The 18,770-nt window shown below is 67.1% G+C and carries 17 protein-coding genes and 1 pseudogene; 5 read left to right on the top strand and 13 right to left on the bottom strand.

Annotated elements, in window-relative coordinates; all coding sequences use genetic code 11:
- Nucleotides 1-194: hypothetical protein (locus D472_RS0119835; RefSeq protein WP_026117887.1), on the bottom strand; the 194-nt coding region annotated here is incomplete at its 3' end.
- A gap of 860 nt (nucleotides 195-1,054) precedes the next feature.
- Nucleotides 1,055-1,477, bottom strand: coding sequence for a hypothetical protein (locus D472_RS0119825; RefSeq protein ID WP_026117886.1), 423 nt, complete (start codon nucleotides 1,475-1,477; stop codon nucleotides 1,055-1,057).
- 194 nt (nucleotides 1,478-1,671) lie between these two features.
- Here D472_RS0119825 and D472_RS0119820 point away from each other — a divergent pair, with 194 nt between their 5' ends.
- Complete coding sequence (locus tag D472_RS0119820) at nucleotides 1,672-1,884, top strand: SDR family NAD(P)-dependent oxidoreductase (RefSeq protein ID WP_083903538.1); 213 nt, start codon at nucleotides 1,672-1,674, stop codon at nucleotides 1,882-1,884.
- Between the two features lie 61 nt (nucleotides 1,885-1,945).
- On the opposite strand, the gene D472_RS0119815 is transcribed toward D472_RS0119820, so the two are convergent.
- Nucleotides 1,946-2,290: a hypothetical protein gene (locus tag D472_RS0119815; protein ID WP_026117885.1), complete on the bottom strand. Its 345-nt coding sequence runs from the start codon at nucleotides 2,288-2,290 to the stop codon at nucleotides 1,946-1,948.
- Nucleotides 2,291-2,616: 326 nt separating this feature from the next.
- Between D472_RS0119815 and D472_RS26050 the strand changes: the two are divergent.
- Nucleotides 2,617-3,449 (top strand): annotated as a pseudogene (locus tag D472_RS26050) (MetQ/NlpA family ABC transporter substrate-binding protein).
- A 69-nt stretch (nucleotides 3,450-3,518) separates the two neighbouring features.
- Here the strand turns inward: D472_RS26050 and D472_RS0119805 are convergent.
- From D472_RS0119805 to D472_RS26035, 9 genes are all read right to left on the bottom strand, one after another.
- The gene (locus tag D472_RS0119805; protein ID WP_017606201.1) at nucleotides 3,519-4,367 is read right to left on the bottom strand and encodes an alpha/beta fold hydrolase; all 849 of its coding nucleotides are present in this window, start codon (nucleotides 4,365-4,367) and stop codon (nucleotides 3,519-3,521) included.
- Between the two features lie 109 nt (nucleotides 4,368-4,476).
- Nucleotides 4,477-5,796, bottom strand: coding sequence for a S41 family peptidase (locus D472_RS27205; RefSeq protein WP_017606200.1), 1,320 nt, complete (start codon nucleotides 5,794-5,796; stop codon nucleotides 4,477-4,479).
- 134 nt (nucleotides 5,797-5,930) lie between these two features.
- Nucleotides 5,931-7,544, bottom strand: a complete 1,614-nt coding sequence (locus tag D472_RS0119790) for a glycoside hydrolase family 10 protein (protein ID WP_017606199.1) — start codon at nucleotides 7,542-7,544, stop codon at nucleotides 5,931-5,933.
- A 225-nt stretch (nucleotides 7,545-7,769) separates the two neighbouring features.
- Nucleotides 7,770-8,324, bottom strand: a complete 555-nt coding sequence (locus tag D472_RS0119785; RefSeq protein ID WP_017606198.1) for a type I-E CRISPR-associated protein Cas6/Cse3/CasE — start codon at nucleotides 8,322-8,324, stop codon at nucleotides 7,770-7,772.
- Nucleotides 8,325-8,937: 613 nt separating this feature from the next.
- Nucleotides 8,938-10,440: a sodium:solute symporter gene (locus tag D472_RS0119775; protein ID WP_017606197.1), complete on the bottom strand. Its 1,503-nt coding sequence runs from the start codon at nucleotides 10,438-10,440 to the stop codon at nucleotides 8,938-8,940.
- Between the two features lie 109 nt (nucleotides 10,441-10,549).
- Nucleotides 10,550-11,728 (bottom strand): anhydro-N-acetylmuramic acid kinase, encoded by a 1,179-nt coding sequence (locus tag D472_RS0119770; RefSeq protein ID WP_017606196.1) that lies wholly within the window; start codon nucleotides 11,726-11,728, stop codon nucleotides 10,550-10,552.
- 36 nt (nucleotides 11,729-11,764) lie between these two features.
- Nucleotides 11,765-11,932 (bottom strand): hypothetical protein, encoded by a 168-nt coding sequence (locus D472_RS28745; RefSeq protein ID WP_017606195.1) that lies wholly within the window; start codon nucleotides 11,930-11,932, stop codon nucleotides 11,765-11,767.
- A gap of 94 nt (nucleotides 11,933-12,026) precedes the next feature.
- A complete protein-coding gene (locus tag D472_RS0119760) occupies nucleotides 12,027-13,619 on the bottom strand; it encodes a sodium:solute symporter family transporter (RefSeq protein WP_017606194.1) in 1,593 nt (530 codons plus the stop codon).
- Between the two features lie 8 nt (nucleotides 13,620-13,627).
- Entirely contained in the window at nucleotides 13,628-14,173 is a 546-nt protein-coding gene (locus D472_RS26035; protein WP_017606193.1) for a universal stress protein, read from the bottom strand.
- 274 nt (nucleotides 14,174-14,447) lie between these two features.
- On the opposite strand from D472_RS26035, the gene argG reads away from it, so the two are divergent.
- Nucleotides 14,448-15,893 carry an argininosuccinate synthase gene (gene argG, locus D472_RS0119750; protein WP_017606192.1) on the top strand — a complete coding sequence of 482 codons (1,446 nt, stop codon included), beginning with the start codon at nucleotides 14,448-14,450 and terminating at the stop codon, nucleotides 15,891-15,893.
- Nucleotides 15,894-16,207: 314 nt separating this feature from the next.
- Entirely contained in the window at nucleotides 16,208-16,639 is a 432-nt protein-coding gene (locus D472_RS0119745) for a Fur family transcriptional regulator (RefSeq protein WP_026117884.1), read from the top strand.
- A gap of 62 nt (nucleotides 16,640-16,701) precedes the next feature.
- On the opposite strand, the gene D472_RS0119740 is transcribed toward D472_RS0119745, so the two are convergent.
- Entirely contained in the window at nucleotides 16,702-16,905 is a 204-nt protein-coding gene (locus D472_RS0119740) for a CsbD family protein (protein WP_017606190.1), read from the bottom strand.
- Between the two features lie 222 nt (nucleotides 16,906-17,127).
- Between D472_RS0119740 and D472_RS0119735 the strand changes: the two genes are divergently transcribed.
- Nucleotides 17,128-18,237 carry a baeRF2 domain-containing protein gene (locus D472_RS0119735; protein WP_017606189.1) on the top strand — a complete coding sequence of 370 codons (1,110 nt, stop codon included), beginning with the start codon at nucleotides 17,128-17,130 and terminating at the stop codon, nucleotides 18,235-18,237.
- The last annotated feature ends 533 nt before the right edge of the window (nucleotides 18,238-18,770 follow it).

The following is an 18,770-nucleotide window of genomic DNA, read 5'->3' as shown; positions in this document are numbered from 1 at the left end:
GGGTTCACGTACACATCGGCGCCCACGTACGGATTATCGACACGCTCCGTGGTGGCCTCATCGGCCGAGCTCAGTTCGACCTCGGCCGGGGAGGACAGCACGTGTGCGCCGGAAAGGACGAGGCCGAATCCGGCGGCCGCGGCCAACCCACCGCGGACCCATGGGGTCCTTTTCGCGGCGTGGTGTTTTCTCATCTCGTATCTTCCTTATGGTGAGCGGGGTGAATCCACAAAGGAGCGATCAGAGCGTCGGGTTCCAGGCACGACGGTTCGGTGGTCGGCGCCGGAGGCGTTCCGGGAGTCTCGGCGCCGACCTGGGGTGAAACATGTGTGTTGAGCTGAACGGGAGAGTTGGGAGCGCTCCCAGTCAGTGGTGGACAATTGTCGTCGAATACGGTGTGCAAGGTGAGCGAACCGGTTCTGGTGGCCTTCTCGGATGGCCCCTGTGAACCCGAGCGCTTTCATGCACCGTAGTCATTCAATGGTGATATGTAAACACCATATGACGACGGTTTTTCTGATACCCGATGCCATTCGAGGAAAACTCCAGGTGAATGGGCATTTGATTACCGTTCGGTAATAACCTTCCGTCGTCGGTCGGACACGTGGAGCACCCGACCGTTCGGCCGGCGCGTGCTCAGGGCCGGGCCACCTCGCCCAGGGGGTACCGGGCCGTCGGCACCAAGGCGCCCACGGGCACCGCGATCGCCCAGAACGACACCACCGGTCCCGGATGCTCCACGGCGAAACCGTCCACGAGTAAAAGCATGGCCAGAGCGCCGATCGGTGTGTGGGTGGGGCGACACGAAGCCACTCGGCCCGCCCGGGTGGAGGGGTAGGGCACGACGCGGGTCGGGTCACGAGGACCCGAACGTGGAGAGGGGGCAGCCAAAGGCCTTGGGGCGAGGCGGCGCGGTGATCGAGCGCATGGTGGCGATGACCGTGAGGGCTTTCCCCTGGGGGCGTGGATTCCGGCCGCCGAGCCTTCCGTGGACGGTCGGTCGCCGGGGCGAGGGGTCTCGTCCAAGAGCGCGGGGCGTGTTCTTCGAGTGGGGTCAGCCCTGGCGCTCTCTCCCATCCAGGACCAGGGACAGTCCCGCACCCAACAACCACAGGTCCTTGGACAGTCCGACGCCCTCCGGGGTCGGGGCGAGACTTCGGGGCTTGTGCATCCCGGGTGTGCGCAGGTACAGCGCGAACAGGCCCGTCGCGAAGACGCTCAGCCCCGCACCCACCAGTTTGTTCGGGACCAAGGGGACCAGGAGGGCGCCTCCCAAGGCGATCTGCCCGGCGCACAACGCTCGGGTGAAGGTGACCGGGTCGATCTTGTCCAGGAAGGGATAGGTGTCGACCGCCATGCCGTGCAGGTCCACGGCGGTGCACTCGTCGGCTCCGCGTTTGTTCAGGCCGGAGTTGAGCAGGGAGGCGCCGGTGGCCAGACGCAGGACCAATTGACGTGGCCTGACGGTCGATTTCAACGGAACTCCATGGTTGGTCGAAGACTTGGCGTCACTCTGGGTATCAAGGATGTTACGCATTCGGAGGTGGGGAAATCGCTCCCGCTTACCGGGTGTCGGTCGACCGGCCGACCCGAAAGTCGCTGGAAGCCTTGGAACGACCGTGGTTTCATGCGCGGGTACGCGACGGGCCCGATGACCCCCTGGAGGAACCCATGCGCAGAATCATCGTCACTGGTGGAGGTGCCGGCATGGGCCGTGCCATCGCCGAACGCTTCGTTCGTCAGGGCGATGAGGTGCACATCCTGGGGCGCCGCGAGAAGGTCTTGGAACAGGTGGTGGCGGCCAACGCCGAAGCCTCACCCGACGCGGGCTGGACCACCGGCCAGGTGCTCGGGGTCAACGGGGGCGCCCTGCCCGGTCGCTGATCCACGGATGGGTCGGGGGCGCTCGGGCGCCAGGCCGCATCGGCCTCGCGCCCGAGCGGGCTCACTTCCCGTCGAGGCTCTGTCCTTGGACGCCCTCCACCGCCGCGTCCCACGGGTCCTCCGCGATTTCGCCCAGGGCCTGTGTCTGCTCCTGGAACCCTTGGGCGGACTCGGTGACCCCTGCCGGAGCACTCTCCTGGAAGTCCTGGGCCAGGTCCGTCGCCCCACCGTCCTGGAGGAATGATTCGGTGCCCGTTTCCAAGCCCCGCCCGATCTCCTGGGCGGTGCCCAGAGCCTCCTCCACACCCGACCCGGATCGGTCGAGGGCGCCGGTCGCACCATCCATCACTTCGTCGGCGGTGGCACCGAACAGTCCCTTGACCCACCCGATCACGTCACTGAACATCTGCTTCGTTCCGTCCTTGGGAAATTCGGTTCCCCTCACCCAGGGTGCCGTCATCGAAGGTCGTCCCCGGCTCGGGTAAGGCGCTGGTAAGGGGTGTGAGTGCCTAGGGAAGGCAGACGTGAGGTAGAGGAGCCCGTGCGCGCCCCGATGAGTCAGTGACTCTCGGTGAAAGACCATCTTTTCTGGCTGGTCAGCGAGTGTGCGCTTGGTCACCGACTATGGACATCCGGGTCGATTCCTAATTTACTATCAATTAAGTAGGGAATTGAGGGCGTCGTGGCCCATCCCTACGCGGTACATCCGTTCGCAACACCGGAAGGACCCCCATGCCTCGCGCCGCCCTCGCCGCCCTCGCCGTTTTGGCCCTGTTNCGCCCCCCGCCTGTGGCGCCCCCTCTGAGAACGACTCGCGGGCGGCCGAAGGCGAGGATCCCCTCCTCGTGGGCGCCACCGCCGTTCCGGCCGGTGACATCCTGGAATTCGTCGAGTCCGAACTCGCCCCCCAAGCCGGTCTCGTCCTGGAGGTCCACGAGTACTCCGACTACATCGCGCCCAACGCCGCACTCGCCGAAAAGCAGCTCGACGCCAACCTCTACCAGCACGAACCGTTCCTACGGGAGTACAACGAGGGCAACGACACCGAGCTCGTCGCGGTCGAGCAGATCTACCTGCCGCCGCTGGGTCTGTACTCCAAGAGCGTGGACGAGGTCGCCGACCTGGCGGAGGGTTCCGAGATCGCACTGCCCAACGACCCCACCAACGCGTTCCGGGCGCTCCTGTTGTTGGAGGAGGGTGGACTCATCACCCTCGCCGCCGGTATCGACGAAGCCACCTTCGGCCTCACCGACATCGAGGAGAACCCCCTCGGTCTGGACTTTCGGGAGGTCGAGGCGGCCCAGCTACCTCGTTCGCTGGACGACGTCGACGCCGCCATCGTCAACAACAACTACGCGCAGGAGGCGGGTCTGGACTTCGAGGAGGACTCGATCCTGCTCGAGGAGTTCGCCGACAACCCGTACGTGAACGTTCTGGCGGCCCGTGCGGACAACGCCGACGATCCGCGCATCGCGACCTTGGTGGAGCTGTTGACCTCTCCGGAGACGGTCCGCTTCGTCGAGGAGACCTACGGTGGCAGTGTCATCCCCGCCACCGAGGGTTGACGAGGGCCCCTTCGACGGTCCGGGTCCACGCGGACGCGGGCCGTCCGTCGTCTCCGGATCCACCGATGGTCAGGGCTCGGAGAGAAAATCGTCCAGCGCCGACAACCAGGCCTCGGGCCGGTCCACGTGCGCCATGTGCCCCGCGTCCTCCAGGATCACCGAACGCGCGGTGGGCAGGAACTCCGCCGCACGCTCGGCGAAGGCGGCGGGAAAGACCATGTCCTGGCGTCCGTGCAGGAACAGTAGGGGTGCCCCCAGTTCCCGCAGTCGCTTCGGGCCGTTCTCGGGACGTGGGGAGTCCAGTCGTCCGGCTCGCCACGGGTCGACCCACTCCGAGGACCATAGAACTCGCTCCAACAACGCCAGGTAGGCGGGTATTCGATCCCGCCGGTACACGTTGGCCTCGGCCCCGGCGAAGGCGGCCTCTTGGACCAGGTCCGGGCCGACCGACGCGGACCGTGCCCACACTCGGGCCTCCGCCACGCGCCGAGCGTCCCGTTCGGGCCACTGGCCGAAATCGGCCTCCCCCACCGGCCACAGAGTGCTCGACGCCAGCACGGTGCGGCGGACCCGCTCAGGCGCCGCCAACAGAACCCGCTGGGCGATCTGTCCACCGGTGGAGAACCCGAGCAGGTCGAACCGGTCCCAGCCGAATCGGTCCGCCAAGAGCACCAGGTCTTCGGCTGCGGCCTCGAAGGAGTAGCCATCGAGGCCCAGGCCACGAGTGGAACGGCCACAGCCCCGTAGGTCGGGCAGGAGCACCGGGCGTCCCAGCAGATCCAAGGGTCGGCGCAGGTAGCTGTGGTCCCAATCCGGCCCACCATGCACCACCAGCAACGGGGTCCCCTCTGCTGGCCCCAAGGACGAGCAGAACAGGCTGACCTCGGGCCGCCGGCGGACGGTGACGAACTCTCCCATGCTTGGAGTCTGGCAGTTCGGCGACGCCACCGCACGGATCCGTCCATGTGCCCACTGCCGCTCCTTTGGGACCGCTCACCGTCCCTTCAGCGCCTCCAAGGCCGCCGTCCTACCGTCCGTCCAAGGCCTGCCACTCCTCCAAAGCCCGTTGAAACGCCAAGGGCGCGTGGCAGGCGAGGTCCGGTGCGAGGCCGGTGCCCTCCCACGTGGCGCCGGTGCGTGGATCGGCCGGGGCGCCGGTGGAGATGAACACGGATAGACCGGAGCCGGTGGCGAAGTAGTCGCCGGGGTTGGCCGCGCCCGCCGTGCGGTGCCCCACCAAGGTGGCGCGCCCCAGGGTGCGCAGAGCCAGGGCGAAGCTCTCCGCCGCCGAGGCGGTGCCCGCGTCCACCAGTACGTACACCGGCACGTCCGGGCGCCGGGCGATGTCGGGGTCGGCCGCGGTCCATGAGCGCCAGACTTCCCCCTTTCGAGAGTGGAAGGTGACCACCTCGACCGGCTCGGCGGGTACCAGGTGGTCCACGAGGAACTCCACCATGCTCGGCGCACCGCCCGGGGTCCCCCGCAGGTCGAAGACCACGGTCCGCGCGTCGGTAAGGACCCGCAACCGCTCTCGCGCCGTCTCGATCGTGTGCCGTCCCGCCTCGGTATCGGGGTCCAGGTGAACGAACTCGGCGATCTCCACCAAGACCACACCGGAGTCCTCGCTGACGGTGAAGCCCACTTCGCCGGCCCGGGCGCGCGCCCGTCGGTTACGGCGTCGGCTCTTCGCGGTGGGCACGACCTGGAAATGGGCGTCATGTGGGCGCATCACCTGGGTGAGCGTGGCCGCCAACGTCGTCAGGGAAGGTTCCTCTGTCGCGGGCAGGGAACGGAGCTCGTCGGCCACCCGATGCCCGGTGGCCGGGTGGACGTAGTGCTCCGTGACCAGGTCGGCCACCTCCGCCGCAGCGACCGCCACGTCGGCGGCGTCGATCGAGCCCGGGTCGTACTTCCCCGGAAGGTAGGGGCGTCGCTCCAAGGCGGCCAGGGCCGCCTCGATGGTCCCGTTCAGGTCGGTCTCGAGCTCTTGGTCCAGGGCGCGCGCGGCCTCGTTGGTGAGTCGCCAGCGACGTTCGATGAGAGGTAGCTGTTCCAAACAGAGCGGACTCAGTCGAACGCGCCGCTCTCGGCCGTCCGTGCTTTCGGCCTGGGTGAGCAGGTCGAGCCTGCGCATGTGGGCGACGGTCTGGCTGGTGGCCGAACGGGTCATGCCGGTTTCCCTGGCCAGACCGCCCACCGACAGCGACAGGTGGCGTAGCAGGGCCCGGGTCACCGGGGTGAAGGCGGCCCGGAAGGTGATCCCTTCCGCTTCGTAGGCGCGATCGACGGCCCCATCCAGGGTGATGAGGAGACGTCGCAGGTTGGTGCCGAGTGTGTGGGAGGTCATGAAAGAACAATGACAGTACTGTTGCTTTTTGAGAAGGGGTGAAAGGGTCCTCTTCTCGGGAAGTACGAAGGACCCGACGATGACGTCGGGTCCCTCATCGGCTCTTCGCCCCTGACCTGGGCGGACCATCGTTCCTAGGGAAGGCGTACCGGGGAACTCGCGCGGCTCTCGTGGTGCAGCCTGTGCAGGGCGGTCACGTAGTACGTGGTGTCGGTGCCTTCGGTGCCTTCGGAGACTTCGAAGCTCGCCGTCCCATCGTCACCCGCGCGCACCGTGCCCAACATGGCACGCGGATCCTGGATTCCACATCGGGCCTGCTCCCGGTCGGGCACGCCGTCGAAGGCGTACACGGCGTAGTAGGCCGGCCGCTCACCCGGGCCCGGAGTGATGCTCAGGGTTCCATCCCCACCCGCGCTCGCTCGGGGCGGCGCGGGAACGGTCCCACCGAGGTCCTTCTTGACCGGGACCAAGGCCGGACTGGAGTAGTGGTCCTCCCGCACGATGCCCATGGCCTCTTGGGCGTTGGTGCGCAGCGAGGTCGCGCTGAAGTACACGTCGCCCTGAACGCCGGGGTGGTCGCGGTTGAAGTCCAGGTGAAGGGAGAGCTCGTTCGGGTCCTCCCACGCGCCCGCGTTGCCCACCTTGTAGGCGGCCTGGCCGATGTACAGGTGGGTGCCGGTGCTCGCGGCGACCTCTTCCCACCAGGGGACCAGGACCGCGTAGTCGGCCACGGGAAGCCCGATCTCCCAGTAGATCTGTGGGTTGATGTAGTCGAGCCAACCCTCGGTGACCCACTTGCGGCTGTCGGCGTACTGCCCGTCGTAGGACTGGGAACCGTTGGTGTCCGAACCCTCGGGGTCGGTACTGGAGTTACGCCAGATCCCGAACGGGCTGATGCCGAACTTCACGTGCGGCTTGACGGCGTTGATCGCCTCGCTCATTCGGCGGACCATGGTGTCGACGTTGTCGCGCCGCCAGTCCTCGATGTCGTCGAAGCGCGCGCCGTGTTCGGCGTAGGTGTCCGCGTCCGGGAGCTCCGCGTCCCCTGGGTAGGGGTAGAAGTAGTCGTCGAAGTGCACACCGTCGATGTCGTAGTTCTCGACCGAGTGCATCATCGCCTCGATCACGAAATCGCGGGCTTGGGGGACACCGGGGTCGTAGTAGAGCTGACCGTTGTAGGAGAACACCCAGTCGGGGTTCCGTCGTGCCGGGTGGTCCTCCACCAGGCGTCCGGGGTCGTCGTGCATGGCGACCCGGTAGGGGTTGTACCAGGCGTGGAACTCCAGGTTCCGGGCGTGGGCCTCCTCGATGGCGTACTCCAACGGGTCGTACCCGGGGTCGCCACCCTGCTCCCCGGTCAGCCACTCCGACCATGGTTCGTGGGGCGAGGGCCAGAACGCGTCAGCCGTGGGTCTGACCTGGACGAACACCGCGTTGAGACCGTTGTCGACGGCCTCGTCGTAGAGGCCGGCCAGTTCGGCCTTCTGGTCCTGCACGCTCATGCCCTGTCGGGAGGGCCAGTCGATGTTGTGCACTCCGGCGATCCACTCGGCGCGCATCTGGTGTTTGGGCGGGGCCTGGGGGTCGGTTTCGCAGGCGCTCTGTTCCCGCGGAGCGGGTTCGGAGGCGGCTTGGGGCGCGTGCAGCAGGGATGCCGTCAACGCGGCGACCAAGGCGCCACCGAACAGGGTGACGCGGGGGATCGGAACCGGGGGTCGTCCGGTGGGGTTCCGGTGTGGGTACGCCAAGGTTGCTCCTTCGGGCTCGCTGTCGGGCGGGCAGGGCCGGGACCTGGGTTCGTCCCGGTCGATCCTTGTACGACGCTCGGCTCGGGCTCAGGATGTGTCTTTGGAGAACACACCCTTGGAGAAAACCTTCATTATTTGACCGACGAATGCAACACTCCGCCACGAGGTTGTAGCCAATGGGATCTATGTGAACTAAAAGGCTTTTGTGTGCTTTTTTCGCTTTGTTCACCGAGCCTCTTGAGTGAGCAGCAGCCCGGCCCCCGTCTTCAGACCAGTGCCGATCCCGCGCAGGGACAGCTCTCGCAGCGTGTCGCCGTCCACCACCGTGGCCAGTCCACTGAAGTGATATCGGGCCGGCCTGCCACCCAGGTGTTTCCAACCCACGGATGTCACCTTCAACGCTCCCGCCAGCTTCTGGTCCAGCCACTCCTGGAACCCGGACTCGGGAACGGGGACACGCTTGCCGCCCTTGCGGGCTGAGTCGGGGTCCTCTCCACGACGTCGGGTGGGGGCGGCGATCAGTTCCCACTCGACCCTCTCTCCCACGGCGTGCAGGGGCAGGTCGTGGAAGGTGGCCGAGATCGCCCCGGGAACCTTGCCCCAGGCCGGAGCGGTGTCGGAGCTGACCAACAGCATGTTCGGAGCCAGACGCGCCCACAGCACACGGGCCTTCGACTCGGGATCGGGGTCGACCGCGCCGGCCACGGCGCGCCCCATCACCGTCCACTCCTGCATACCGGTGGCGCGCTCGGGGTCGAGACTGATGTTGGTCAGGTACAAGGTGATCCGATCCGGGTCGTCCCCGCCCGGCGGGGAACACGTGTGCTGGACGGGGCCGAGGCTCCATCCCTGTCGAACCCTCCACTCTAGGCCGGACCGGGCCCTGGAACACCGGGCCCGCCGAGCTCTTGGTACGCGAGGACGCGCCTGTCAGGATGTGGGGAGGATCCAGGGCCCCGACTCTCTCCTACGACGGGACGATCGTCCCCGGTGGTCTACGGATGGCTCGGGTCAGGGACGGTCACGCCTATCGGCCGCCCGAACACGAGGTCGCTCTGTCCCTACCCGGGAGCACACCGCCGATTCGGGAGAGATCATCGCCCGGCCGGGCGATGAGCCGAGCACTTCGAACCGGGGATCCACCGCCGGACCTCGTACCCGCGGTGAGCCTCTGCCGTGCACCGACGGTCCGGCCCGCCATCCGCCCCGCCCCGACGACCTTCAGAGCGGCGCCACCGCTCGGGTTCACATGGGCCGACCCCGTAGGGCGAGGCTCACCGCCATGGCTCCCGACGCCTACCTCACCCGCAAGGGTGGCACCGAGTACGAGTGAGATGGACGTGAAACCCTCGTGGGGCGCTCTTCCATCCTCGGGAGAGCGCCCCACGGTCGTTCAGGAGCGTTCCTCCCCGCTCGGCATGGGCGATTCCGTGGGCCGGCCCGAGAGGTCGTCGTCGCGGTGTCGCAGGGACGACAGGTACCCCAGCCCCACCGTGATGGTGGTCCCGATCGCCGTGTACCAGGTGAACCCGACCAGTTCCGGCGCGAACAGGAACAGCCAGGCCATGGTGGCCACGGCCACCCCGAAGGCGATGGCGGCGTCCGCCTGCCGGGCCCGACGGACCCACAAGCCCAGGAAGAACGCGCCCAGGAGCCCGCCGTAGGTGATGCTCGCGACGGACAACCCCAGCTCCACCACCGGGTTGTCGGTTCCGGTGAACATCGCCGCCGCTCCGATGAACACCAGTCCCCAGCCCAGGGTGAACAGACGGCTCATCCGCAGCGCCCGCTCGCCTTCGAGCCGCTGTCGGGAGAACTTCTCGTACAGGTCGGCCATGGAGGAAGACGACAGCGCCGACAGGGAGGAGGACAGGGTGCTCATCGCCGCGGCCATGATCCCCGCCAGGAGCAACCCGGACAGTCCGGCGGGCAATCCTTCGGTGATGAACACCGGGAACAGCTCGTCGGAGGTGCTCAAGCCCAACCGTTCCACCGTGGCACGTTCGAAGTAGGAGTACAGCGCCAGTCCCACGGTCAGGAACAGGGCGAACTGGACGAACACCACGATCCCACTCACGATCACCGCCTTCTGGGCGTCGCGCAGCGTGCGACACCCCAAGAGTCGCTGCACGATGAGCTGGTCGGCGCCGTGGGAGGCCATGGACAGCAGGGCCCCGCCCAACACCGCCGTGACCGTGGCGTAGGGGGAGGAGATCGGGTCGGAGGTCAAGTCCAGGAATCGGGTCTTGCCCTCCTCGGCGGCGACCGTCAGGAAGTTCACGTCCAGGGTGACCATGATGACGACCAGGGACACCACGCCACCCACCACGTACAACCCCATCTGGAGCACGTCCACCCACACCACCGCGCGGATCCCGCCGATCAGGGTGTACAGGATGGTGACCAGGCCCATGACCGCGACGATCGTGAAGTAGGAGGCCCCCAGTCCCAAGGAGTCCAGGATGATCTTCATGGGGATGGCCGCCGCGAACAGGCGCACACCGTCGGCGAGCAGACGGGTGAACAAGAAGGTGACCGAGGCCGTGGCCTGCATTCCCCGGCCGAAGCGCGAGCCCAGATAGGCGTAGGCGGTGGTGATCTCGCCCCGGTGGTAGCGGGGCAGCAGCAGGAAGGCGACCACGATCCGACCGATCAGGTAGCCCACGGCGACCTGGAGGAAGGTGACGTCGCCCAGGTAGGCGATGCCGGGAACACTGATCACGGTGAGCGCACTGGTCTCGGTGGCCACCACGGACAGGCACACGGCCCACCAGGGCAGCTCGCGGTTGCCGATGAAGTAGTCCTTGACGTCGCGTTGACGGCCGGACAGCTTCAGACCCAACCAGGCCGAACACAACAGATAGACGATGATGACGACGATGTCGACGGTTTGCACCGGGCGGCTCCTGTGGAAGGTGGACGGCGGGCGGACGGGTCTTGTGAGCGGGCGGGGCCGGGCCGGGACAGGGGGTGTACGAGGGGGTCAGCGTCGGGGCGGTGGCGTACTATCCGCGCACCGGTTCGATCCGCAGGCGCCGGGGCGTCCACACGACCGGTTCTGGGATCCGTAGCGGTTTCGCGCCCGGCGTGATGCGGCCGGCCACGGTCTCGCGGCGGGCACCGGTGCAGTCGGACACCGAACCCGGCACGCCGTGCCAGCTCAAGAAGCCGATCAGAGCGAACAGGTACGCCTCCTTCGCGTCCCCCTCCAACCCCCACGCGTCACTGGAGGTGAGCCGGGCCGGTGCCAGGTGGGTGGCGAGTCGATCCATCAGGACCGGGTTCTGAGTCCCTCCACCCGATGCGAACACCTCTGTCACCCCGTGGGGGCGTAGGGCATCGGCGACGGTGATGGCGGTGAGTTCGACCAGGGTGGCGAGCAGGTCGCCGTCCGAGGGGCGGCCCACCTCGTGCAGCGCCCTCTCCAGGTGGTCGGGGCCGAACAGTTCTGGTCCGGTGCTCTTGGGCGGACCCAGTCGGTAATAGGGCTCGGAGAGCAGGTACTCCAACAGATCGGGATCGGGAGCACCGGTGCGGGCCAAAGCGCCATCGACGTCGAGGTCGCGGGCGCCGTCGGTGACCACGCGCATGGCGGTGTCCATCAGGGTGTTGGCCGGCCCGGTGTCGAAGGCCGAGGGTGGGGCGTCCGGCCGGACGACGGTGACGTTGGCGATACCACCCAGGTTGAGCGCCGCCGTCGGTTCGCTTCGCCCTCCCAACAGCAGGGTGTCCAGGGTGGCGGCCAACGGGGCGCCTTGGCCGCCCGCGGCCACGTCGGCCACGCGCAGGTCCGACAGCACCGGCAGACCGGTGGCTTCGGCGATCCAGGCGGGCTGCCCCATCTGAAGGGTGCCGTGCACGGTGGACCCACCGACCCAGTGGAAGAGGGTCTGCCCGTGTGATGCGACCAGGTCGGCACGGCCCTGGGTGAACTCCTCCATGGCCTTCAGGGCCGCTTCACCGAACTCCTGGCCGATGCGGGTGTCGATCCGGCAGACCATCTCCAGGGTGGTGGAGGCCGGCGGTAGCGCCGCGCGGATCCACCCCCGCAGGTCGGGGGAGTAGGGATGGGCGAGGTGCCCGAGCGGAGTCAACCGGATCAGGTCGCCGTCCGATTCCAGACGGGCGGCGGCGACGTCGATCCCGTCGGCCGAGGTGCCGGAGGACACACCGATGACGATCATCTTGCTCCTGGTTCGGGGAGGGGCACGACGGTCTCCTCAACGCCGCCCCCATGAACGGGTGCCGTAACCGGCCATGTGCAGGGCCAGGAAGGGCAGCCCGGCGAGGGTGAGGGTCCAGGTGGTGACCAGGTCCGGGAAGCTCTGCCCGATGACCTCCAGCAACAGAGCGATCCCGAACAGGATCGCGGCGATGGTCGCGAACATCGTGCCTCCAAGGGGGACGGGGGTCGGAGGTGGAGTGGTGGTACCCGGCGGTTCGCGAAGTAACCGGGCGGGCCCCGCGCCCGCCCGGTGGTGCTCACCCGATGAAGGGCACCACGGCGACGATGGTGACCAGACCCAGGACCATCGCCAAGACCCGGTAGTTGCCGTACCAGGGGGTCGAGGCCAACTCCCGGGTCTCCTGTTTCCAGGTCTGCGGGCTCCAGGTGATGGCCTCGACCTTCTCGGCCGCGGGGGCCTCGGTGGCCAGGGAGATCGTCACGAAGACCACCAGGCTCAGCAGGAGCATGATGCCGGTGGCGTAGAGGAACTGTAGGTCGAAGAGACCGAAGACCTCGCCGAGGAAGAAGGCCAAGAGCCCGAAGGGCACCACGGCCAGCGTGCCCACGCCGGCCTGTACGGAGGCGCGTCGCCAGAAGATGCCGCCGAGCAGTACGACGACGAGCGGCATGGTCACGTATCCCAGGAAGGACTGGAAGTAGGCCACGATGCCGGAGAAGGTGGTGAGCACCGGCGCCCACAGGGCGGCCACCAGCATGAAGACACCCACCAGGACACGACTGATGGTCAGCAGTTGGCGTTCGGTGAACTCGCGCTCGCGGGTCTTGATGAAGTCGTTGACGACCAGGCTGGAGGCACCGTTGAGCACTGAGTCGAGGGTGGACATCAGAGCGAAGATGAGCGCCGCCACGATCAAGCCGCGAATACCGACCGGCACGTAGTCGAACACCAGGGCGACCCACACCACGTCGCTGTCGGTCACCTGGTCGGGATCGTAGATGTCGCGGGCGAGGATTCCCGGGAAGATCAGGAACAGCAGCAGGGGGAGCTGGAGGGAACCGGCGAACAGGGCGCCCCACCGGCCGTGGTCGATGTTCTTGGCGGCCAGGATCCGCTGTACCACGATGTGGTTGGTCACCCAGACGTAGAACGACAACCAGATCGCACCGGTGAAGATGCCCGGCCAGGGGAAGAAACCATCGTCGGCGGGCGGGGTGACGGTGAAACCGTCCTCGGGGGCCAGGGCGGGTAGCGCCGACCAGTCGAAGTCGAATTCGGCGAAGACGAGGATGAAGAGCGCGGCACCGGCCGCGAACAGGATCACTCCCTGGATCGTGTCGGTGATCATCACCGATTTCAGGCCGCCGACCAGGACGTACCCACCGCCGAGCAGCGCGATGATCGCGATGTGGACGCCGATCGGGACCTCGGGGAAGAGCAGTGACAACACCAGGGAACCCGCGAACATCGCGCCCGCGCTGTCCAACAGCATGGCGGTGATGACGGTGAATCCGGAGAAGGCGTAGCGGGCCCGGCGGTCGTAACGTCGTTCCAGGAACTCCGGCACCGTGGTGATCTTGGACTGGAGGTAGAAGGGCAGGATCAGCAGGGCGAACACGAGCAGGACCACCGTTGCGATCCACTCGAAGTTCCACACCGAGATGCCCGTTTCGAATCCGGCGCCGGCCAGACCCAGGTACTGCGTTCCGGCGAACTGGGTGGCGAAGAGGGAGAAGCCCACGACCGGCCAGACCATGGTGCGGCCGGCCAGGAAGTAGCTCTCGGTGCCCTCCTGTTTGCGTCCCACCCACAGGGCGATCCCGATGATCGCGGCCACGCTGGCCACGATGACCAGCATGTCGACCGGCACGAGTCGAAAATCCGGCACGGGGGCTCCTATCGGTGCTGTTCGGTCGAGTCGGACTCGGATGACTCAGGGCCCTTGGCGGTCTCGCCTTCCAGGGGGGAGGGCCCCGAACGGGTTCGAGGGCCGCTCTGGGCCTGCGCGGCGTGCACGACCAGAACGGAGCAGTGCGCCTCACGGACCAATCGGCGAGAGATGTCGCCCAGCACGTGACGTTGGGTGGCACCGCCGCCACGAGCGCCGACCACGAGCAACCCGATCCCGAGCCTTCTGGCCGTGTCGGTGATGGCCGATTCGATCCGTCGGCTCAGCCGCACCTCGACGTGTTCCAGGGGTATTCCCCACTCGGAGGCCTCGACGACCCGTCGCTGGACGACGTACTCTCCCTGTTCCCGTAGTCGCCGTGCCTGTTCCGGTGTCACGGTGGTGCCCACCACGGCGGGGTAGAGCGATCTGACGTGGACCAGGCTCAGTGAGGACGCGGTGGCACGAGCCAGTTCCAGTGCGGCCTCCAACGCCGAATCCGACTCGGCCGATCCATCGTCCGCGACCAGGATGGCGGTGGGAAAGGAGGGCATCTGTCGGCTCCGATCGACAAGACCGTGGGTAAGGGGGAGCGTCGTGTCGGCGCACCACTCCTCTTCGTGTCCACATCGCCACATGCGGCAACCGGTGTCGAGCACCCTTGTCGGCGTGTCGCTGTGGGCAGGCGATGGAGAAACCGGTTCGACTCGAGGGGCGGGCCGACTCTCAGGCGGGAGAGGCCAGGTCGGATGGGGGGATGGCGTGACTCACAGGATCGATGCACGATTTGAATTGCATGTTCATTCATAAGGGTGCATGCTTATATGCATGTCCAAGGTACTCACTTCCCTCCCCGCCGGCGAGCGCGTCGGAATCGCCTTCTCCGGAGGCCTCGACACCTCTGTCGCGGTCGCGTGGATGCGCGAGAAGGGTGCCGTCCCGTGCACCTACACCGCGCACATCGGCCAGTACGACGAGCCCGACATCGAGTCGGTGCCCGGCCGCGCCGGCGAGTACGGTGCCCAGATCGCCCGTCTGGTCGATGGTCGCGCCGCCCTGGTCGAGGAGGGGCTGGCCGCCTTGGCCTGTGGCGCCTTCCACATCCGTTCGGGAGGCCGCCCCTACTTCAACACCACACCGCTGGGTCGCGCCGTCACCGGCACCCTGCTGGTTCGTGCCATGCTCGAGGACGGCGTGCAGATCTGGGGTGATGGCTCCACCTACAAGGGCAACGACATCGAGCGGTTCTACCGCTACGGCCTGCTCGCCAACCCCTCCTTGCGCATCTACAAGCCATGGTTGGACGCCGACTTCGTCAACGAACTCGGTGGCCGCAAGGAGATGTCGGAGTGGCTGGTCGAGCGAGGTCTGCCCTACCGGGACAGCACGGAGAAGGCGTACTCCACCGACGCCAACATCTGGGGCGCCACCCACGAGGCCAAGGCCTTGGAGCACTTGGACACCGGCATCGAGCTGGTCGAACCCATCATGGGCGTACGTTTTTGGGACCCCGAGGTCGAGATCGTTCCCGAGGACGTCACGATCGGCTTCGAACAGGGCCGCCCGGTCACCATCAACGGCAAGACCTTCCCCAGCGCCGTCGACCTGGTCTTGGAGGCCAACGCCATCGGTGGCCGCCACGGCCTGGGCATGTCCGATCAGATCGAGAACCGCATCATCGAGGCCAAGAGCCGCGGCATCTACGAGGCCCCCGGTATGGCGCTGCTGCACGCCGCCTACGAGCGCCTGGTCAACGCCATCCACAACGAGGACACCCTCGCCTCGTACCACAACGACGGTCGCCGTCTGGGGCGCCTGATGTACGAAGGGCGTTGGCTGGAGCCCCAGGCCCTCATGGTTCGCGAGTCCCTTCAACGCTGGGTGGGCACCGCGGTCACCGGTGAGGTCACCCTGCGTCTGCGTCGCGGGGAGGACTACTCCATCCTCGACACCACCGGCCCCTCGTTCAGCTACCACCCGGACAAGCTCTCCATGGAGCGCACCGAGGACTCCGCCTTCGGCCCTGGCGACCGCATCGGCCAACTGACCATGCGCAACCTGGACATCGCCGACTCCCGCGCCAAGCTGGAGGACTACTCCCGCCTGGGGATGGTCGGCAGCGAGCACCCGACCTCCATCGGTGCCGCCCAGGCCGCCTCCACCGGTCTCATCGGTGCGATGCCAGAGGGAGGCGCCGAGGCCATCGCCTCTCGCGGTGAGGCGGAGGAGCACGAGTGGCTGGACCACGCCGCCATGGAGTCCGGCACCGACTGATCACGAATCCACCTTCAGGACGTGTCGTCACCGACCGCCCCGCCTTCGTGGGGCGGTCGGTCGCTTTCGGCACCCGGGTCGGGTGCCTGGGCCGGATACCGCGACACGGGGTGCCGGTTTTCCTATGTTTCGTCCATGGGTGCGATCGTGGTACCTGAAGCCCTCGGGGTCGGAGCAACGTCGCCATCGCGCCCGAAGGCGCGGCCGCCATGGCCCAACGTCCGAATCGGGTCAGGGCCGATGGGGAGGGGCGAAAAAGATTGGAATGACCCCATAACTTGACCGAATCCAGACTCGGAGGCAGACTCGAAGACATGCCAAGCCCAACGGATTTCGAGCACCAGCTGCGCGAGTCCGCTCTGCGGGTGACGAGCCCACGGCTCGCGGTGCTCTCCGCCGTGCACGACCACCCCCACGCTGACACGGAGTCGATCATCGAAGTCGTGCGCGGGAGCCTCGGAGCGGTATCGAACCAAGCCGTTTACGACGTCCTCAAAGCACTGACCAACGTCGGTCTGATCCGCCGTATCCAGCCGCAGGGCACCGTCGCCCGCTACGAGACCAGGGTCGGGGACAACCACCACCACGTCGTGTGCCGCTCGTGCGGAGCGATCGCCGACGTCGACTGCGCCATCGGTCACGCGCCCTGTCTGACCGCCTCCGACAACCATGGATTCTCGATCGACGAGGCGGAGGTCGTCTACTGGGGCCTGTGCGCCGACTGCTCCAAGAAACAGGCTTCCTAACGACCACAACGGCCCCTCCCGGGAACACGAGCGGGAGGAGCCCGGGTACGTGTCGGGCGCGGTCAGGTCCTACCGGAGCGCAGACCGTGCAAGGTTTTGCGAACCGAGTCCTTCAAACCCGAACCTCGCGTGAGCGCCTCGCCCTTGAACCGCTCGAAACGGCCCCGGGAGAGCAGTCGCTTGTTCCCGGTCGCGCGTCCGGCCACTTCCTTGGCCTTGCCCCTGACCTGGGCGGCCCGACCCTTGAGTTTCTCCGACCGGCTCATGAGCCCTCCTCCTGATGGATCGGTGGCTTCCCTTGCCTATCTCAGGGGAGGTCATGCCTTTTCTCACTCGCTTCAAGCGGGATATGAGAAAAGAACGGTGTGGCATGGCGCACACGTGCTGTCGGTTCTTCTCGTGAATGGCCTGGATTCGTGTGGGAAGGGCTCGCGACGTAGGCAGAGGACACCGTAGGTTCGCCGAACCGAATGGCGGAAGGAACGAGCATGGACCTGACATTCCTGCAACCCCTTTACGACCGGCCCGCGCCTATGGCGTCACTGTTCATCGACACCTCCCGTGACACGGAGGACGCCGAACACGCGATCCGCCTGCGCTGGGAACAGGCCCGAGCGGCGCTGCTGGACGAGGGCGCCCCGGAGGAGACCGTGGCGGCCATGGGCGGGGTGGTCGGCCGTACCGAAGGCGTCCCCGGCCCCCACGGCCAGGTGGTGTACGCGACCGGGGACGAGGTCGTCTACGACTCCACCGTGGCCCGACCGCCGAGAGACTTCGAGGTGAGTGTGGGGGACCTGCCCGACCCCCTCTCCTACATCGCGGCCGACCACCGACGCGTGCCGTACGTCCTCGCCGTCATCGACAGCATCGGTGCCGACATCACCGCCGAGTACGCCGATGGCCGCACCGTGTTCCGCAGGGTCGATGGCAAGGACAAGCCCGTTCACAAGGTCCGCGAGGGTGGTTTCCACCATCACCAGATGCAGCGTGCCGTCGACGAGCAGATCGGTCGGAACGTCTCCCTGGTCGCGGAGGCGATCACCGAACTCGCCGGTGCCGGTAACGCCGAGATCATCGCCCTGGCCGGCGAGGTCCAAGTGCGTGGCACCGTCGCCGACCATCTTCCCGGGCACCTCAGGGAACGGGTCGAGGACCTGGAAGCGGGATCGCGCGCTCGGGGCGACGAGAACTCGCCGCTGGAGGAGGAACTCGCCGCCAAGCTGGATGCCAAGGCGGCCGAGCACGTTCGAAAGGCCGTGGACGCCCTGGGCCGAGGACGTGCCGACGGCACCGCCGTCGAAGGCCTGGACTCGGTGGTGCGCGCCCTTCAACGCGGCCAGGTGGAGATGCTGCTGTGGAACGATGACCTGCCCCACGCGGACCGTGAACTCCACATCGGTGCTTCGGGTGAACAGGTCTCCGTCAACGCGCGTGAGCTTCGTCGAATGGGGGTCACCGAGCCGCGGACCGAACCCGCCAAGGCGGCGATCCCGCGTGCCGTAGCGACGACCGGTGCCGGACTCGAACTCGTCCCGGCCGATGAGGTGAGGCTCGACGGCGGCATCGCGGCCGTGCTGCGTTACGCCACCCCGGTCTGATGCCCCGACACCGCGACAAGGGCCGGTTCGACCTTGGTGTTCGGGCCGGCCCTTCGTTCGATACCAGGTTCGAGCAGCGAAGGTGAAGCCTCATCCGGCCTTGGTCCAGACCGAGTCCTTAGGGCCGAGCCGGAAATGATCGAAGTCGAAACGACCACGCGGATGAACGGTTCGTCCGCGTACGGGGCACGGAACGCGGCGGGTGGCGGACGCGGGACCCCGCACGGGGCAGGTCCGAGGCGAGGTCGCCCAAGGGGCCGATGAGACGGCCGATGGGGGCGGGGAAGAGAATTTCGGAAACCTCTCGCCACTCTTAATATATAGCGCCCCCTGGGGCTTGCGGCAAGACCCCGGTCATGGTTCACAATCGTCGATCGTGAGCATGACCCATGATCTGGGAGACCACGTGAACCCGCAGGCCACAAGCGTTTTCGCTCTTTCTGAACCACTATCTCCCAAAGCCGATCCGAAGCTGATCGCCGACGACGAACGGCACTTCGCGGACATCGAGCGGAGCCTTGGACGCTCCATCA

Origin of the sequence: Nocardiopsis alkaliphila YIM 80379, assembly GCF_000341005.1 — a bacterium.
In the GTDB taxonomy this organism is placed as follows: Bacteria; Actinomycetota; Actinomycetes; order Streptosporangiales; family Streptosporangiaceae; genus Nocardiopsis; species Nocardiopsis alkaliphila.
The sequence above is the reverse complement of the archived record's forward strand: the minus strand, read 5'-3'. Positions and strand labels throughout refer to the sequence as shown.

Coding starts and splice junctions, on each gene's coding strand:
- D472_RS0119820 (WP_083903538.1), top strand. CDS start 1,672: ATGCGCAGAATCATCGTCACTGGTGGAGGTGCCGGCATGGGCCGTGCC.
- D472_RS0119815 (WP_026117885.1), bottom strand. CDS start 2,290: ATGTTCAGTGACGTGATCGGGTGGGTCAAGGGACTGTTCGGTGCCACC.
- D472_RS0119805 (WP_017606201.1), bottom strand. CDS start 4,367: ATGGGAGAGTTCGTCACCGTCCGCCGGCGGCCCGAGGTCAGCCTGTTC.
- D472_RS27205 (WP_017606200.1), bottom strand. CDS start 5,796: ATGACCTCCCACACACTCGGCACCAACCTGCGACGTCTCCTCATCACC.
- D472_RS0119770 (WP_017606196.1), bottom strand. CDS start 11,728: ATGATCGTCATCGGTGTGTCCTCCGGCACCTCGGCCGACGGGATCGAC.
- D472_RS28745 (WP_017606195.1), bottom strand. CDS start 11,932: ATGTTCGCGACCATCGCCGCGATCCTGTTCGGGATCGCTCTGTTGCTG.
- D472_RS26035 (WP_017606193.1), bottom strand. CDS start 14,173: ATGCCCTCCTTTCCCACCGCCATCCTGGTCGCGGACGATGGATCGGCC.
- argG (WP_017606192.1), top strand. CDS start 14,448: ATGTCCAAGGTACTCACTTCCCTCCCCGCCGGCGAGCGCGTCGGAATC.
- D472_RS0119745 (WP_026117884.1), top strand. CDS start 16,208: ATGCCAAGCCCAACGGATTTCGAGCACCAGCTGCGCGAGTCCGCTCTG.
- D472_RS0119740 (WP_017606190.1), bottom strand. CDS start 16,905: ATGAGCCGGTCGGAGAAACTCAAGGGTCGGGCCGCCCAGGTCAGGGGC.
- D472_RS0119735 (WP_017606189.1), top strand. CDS start 17,128: ATGGACCTGACATTCCTGCAACCCCTTTACGACCGGCCCGCGCCTATG.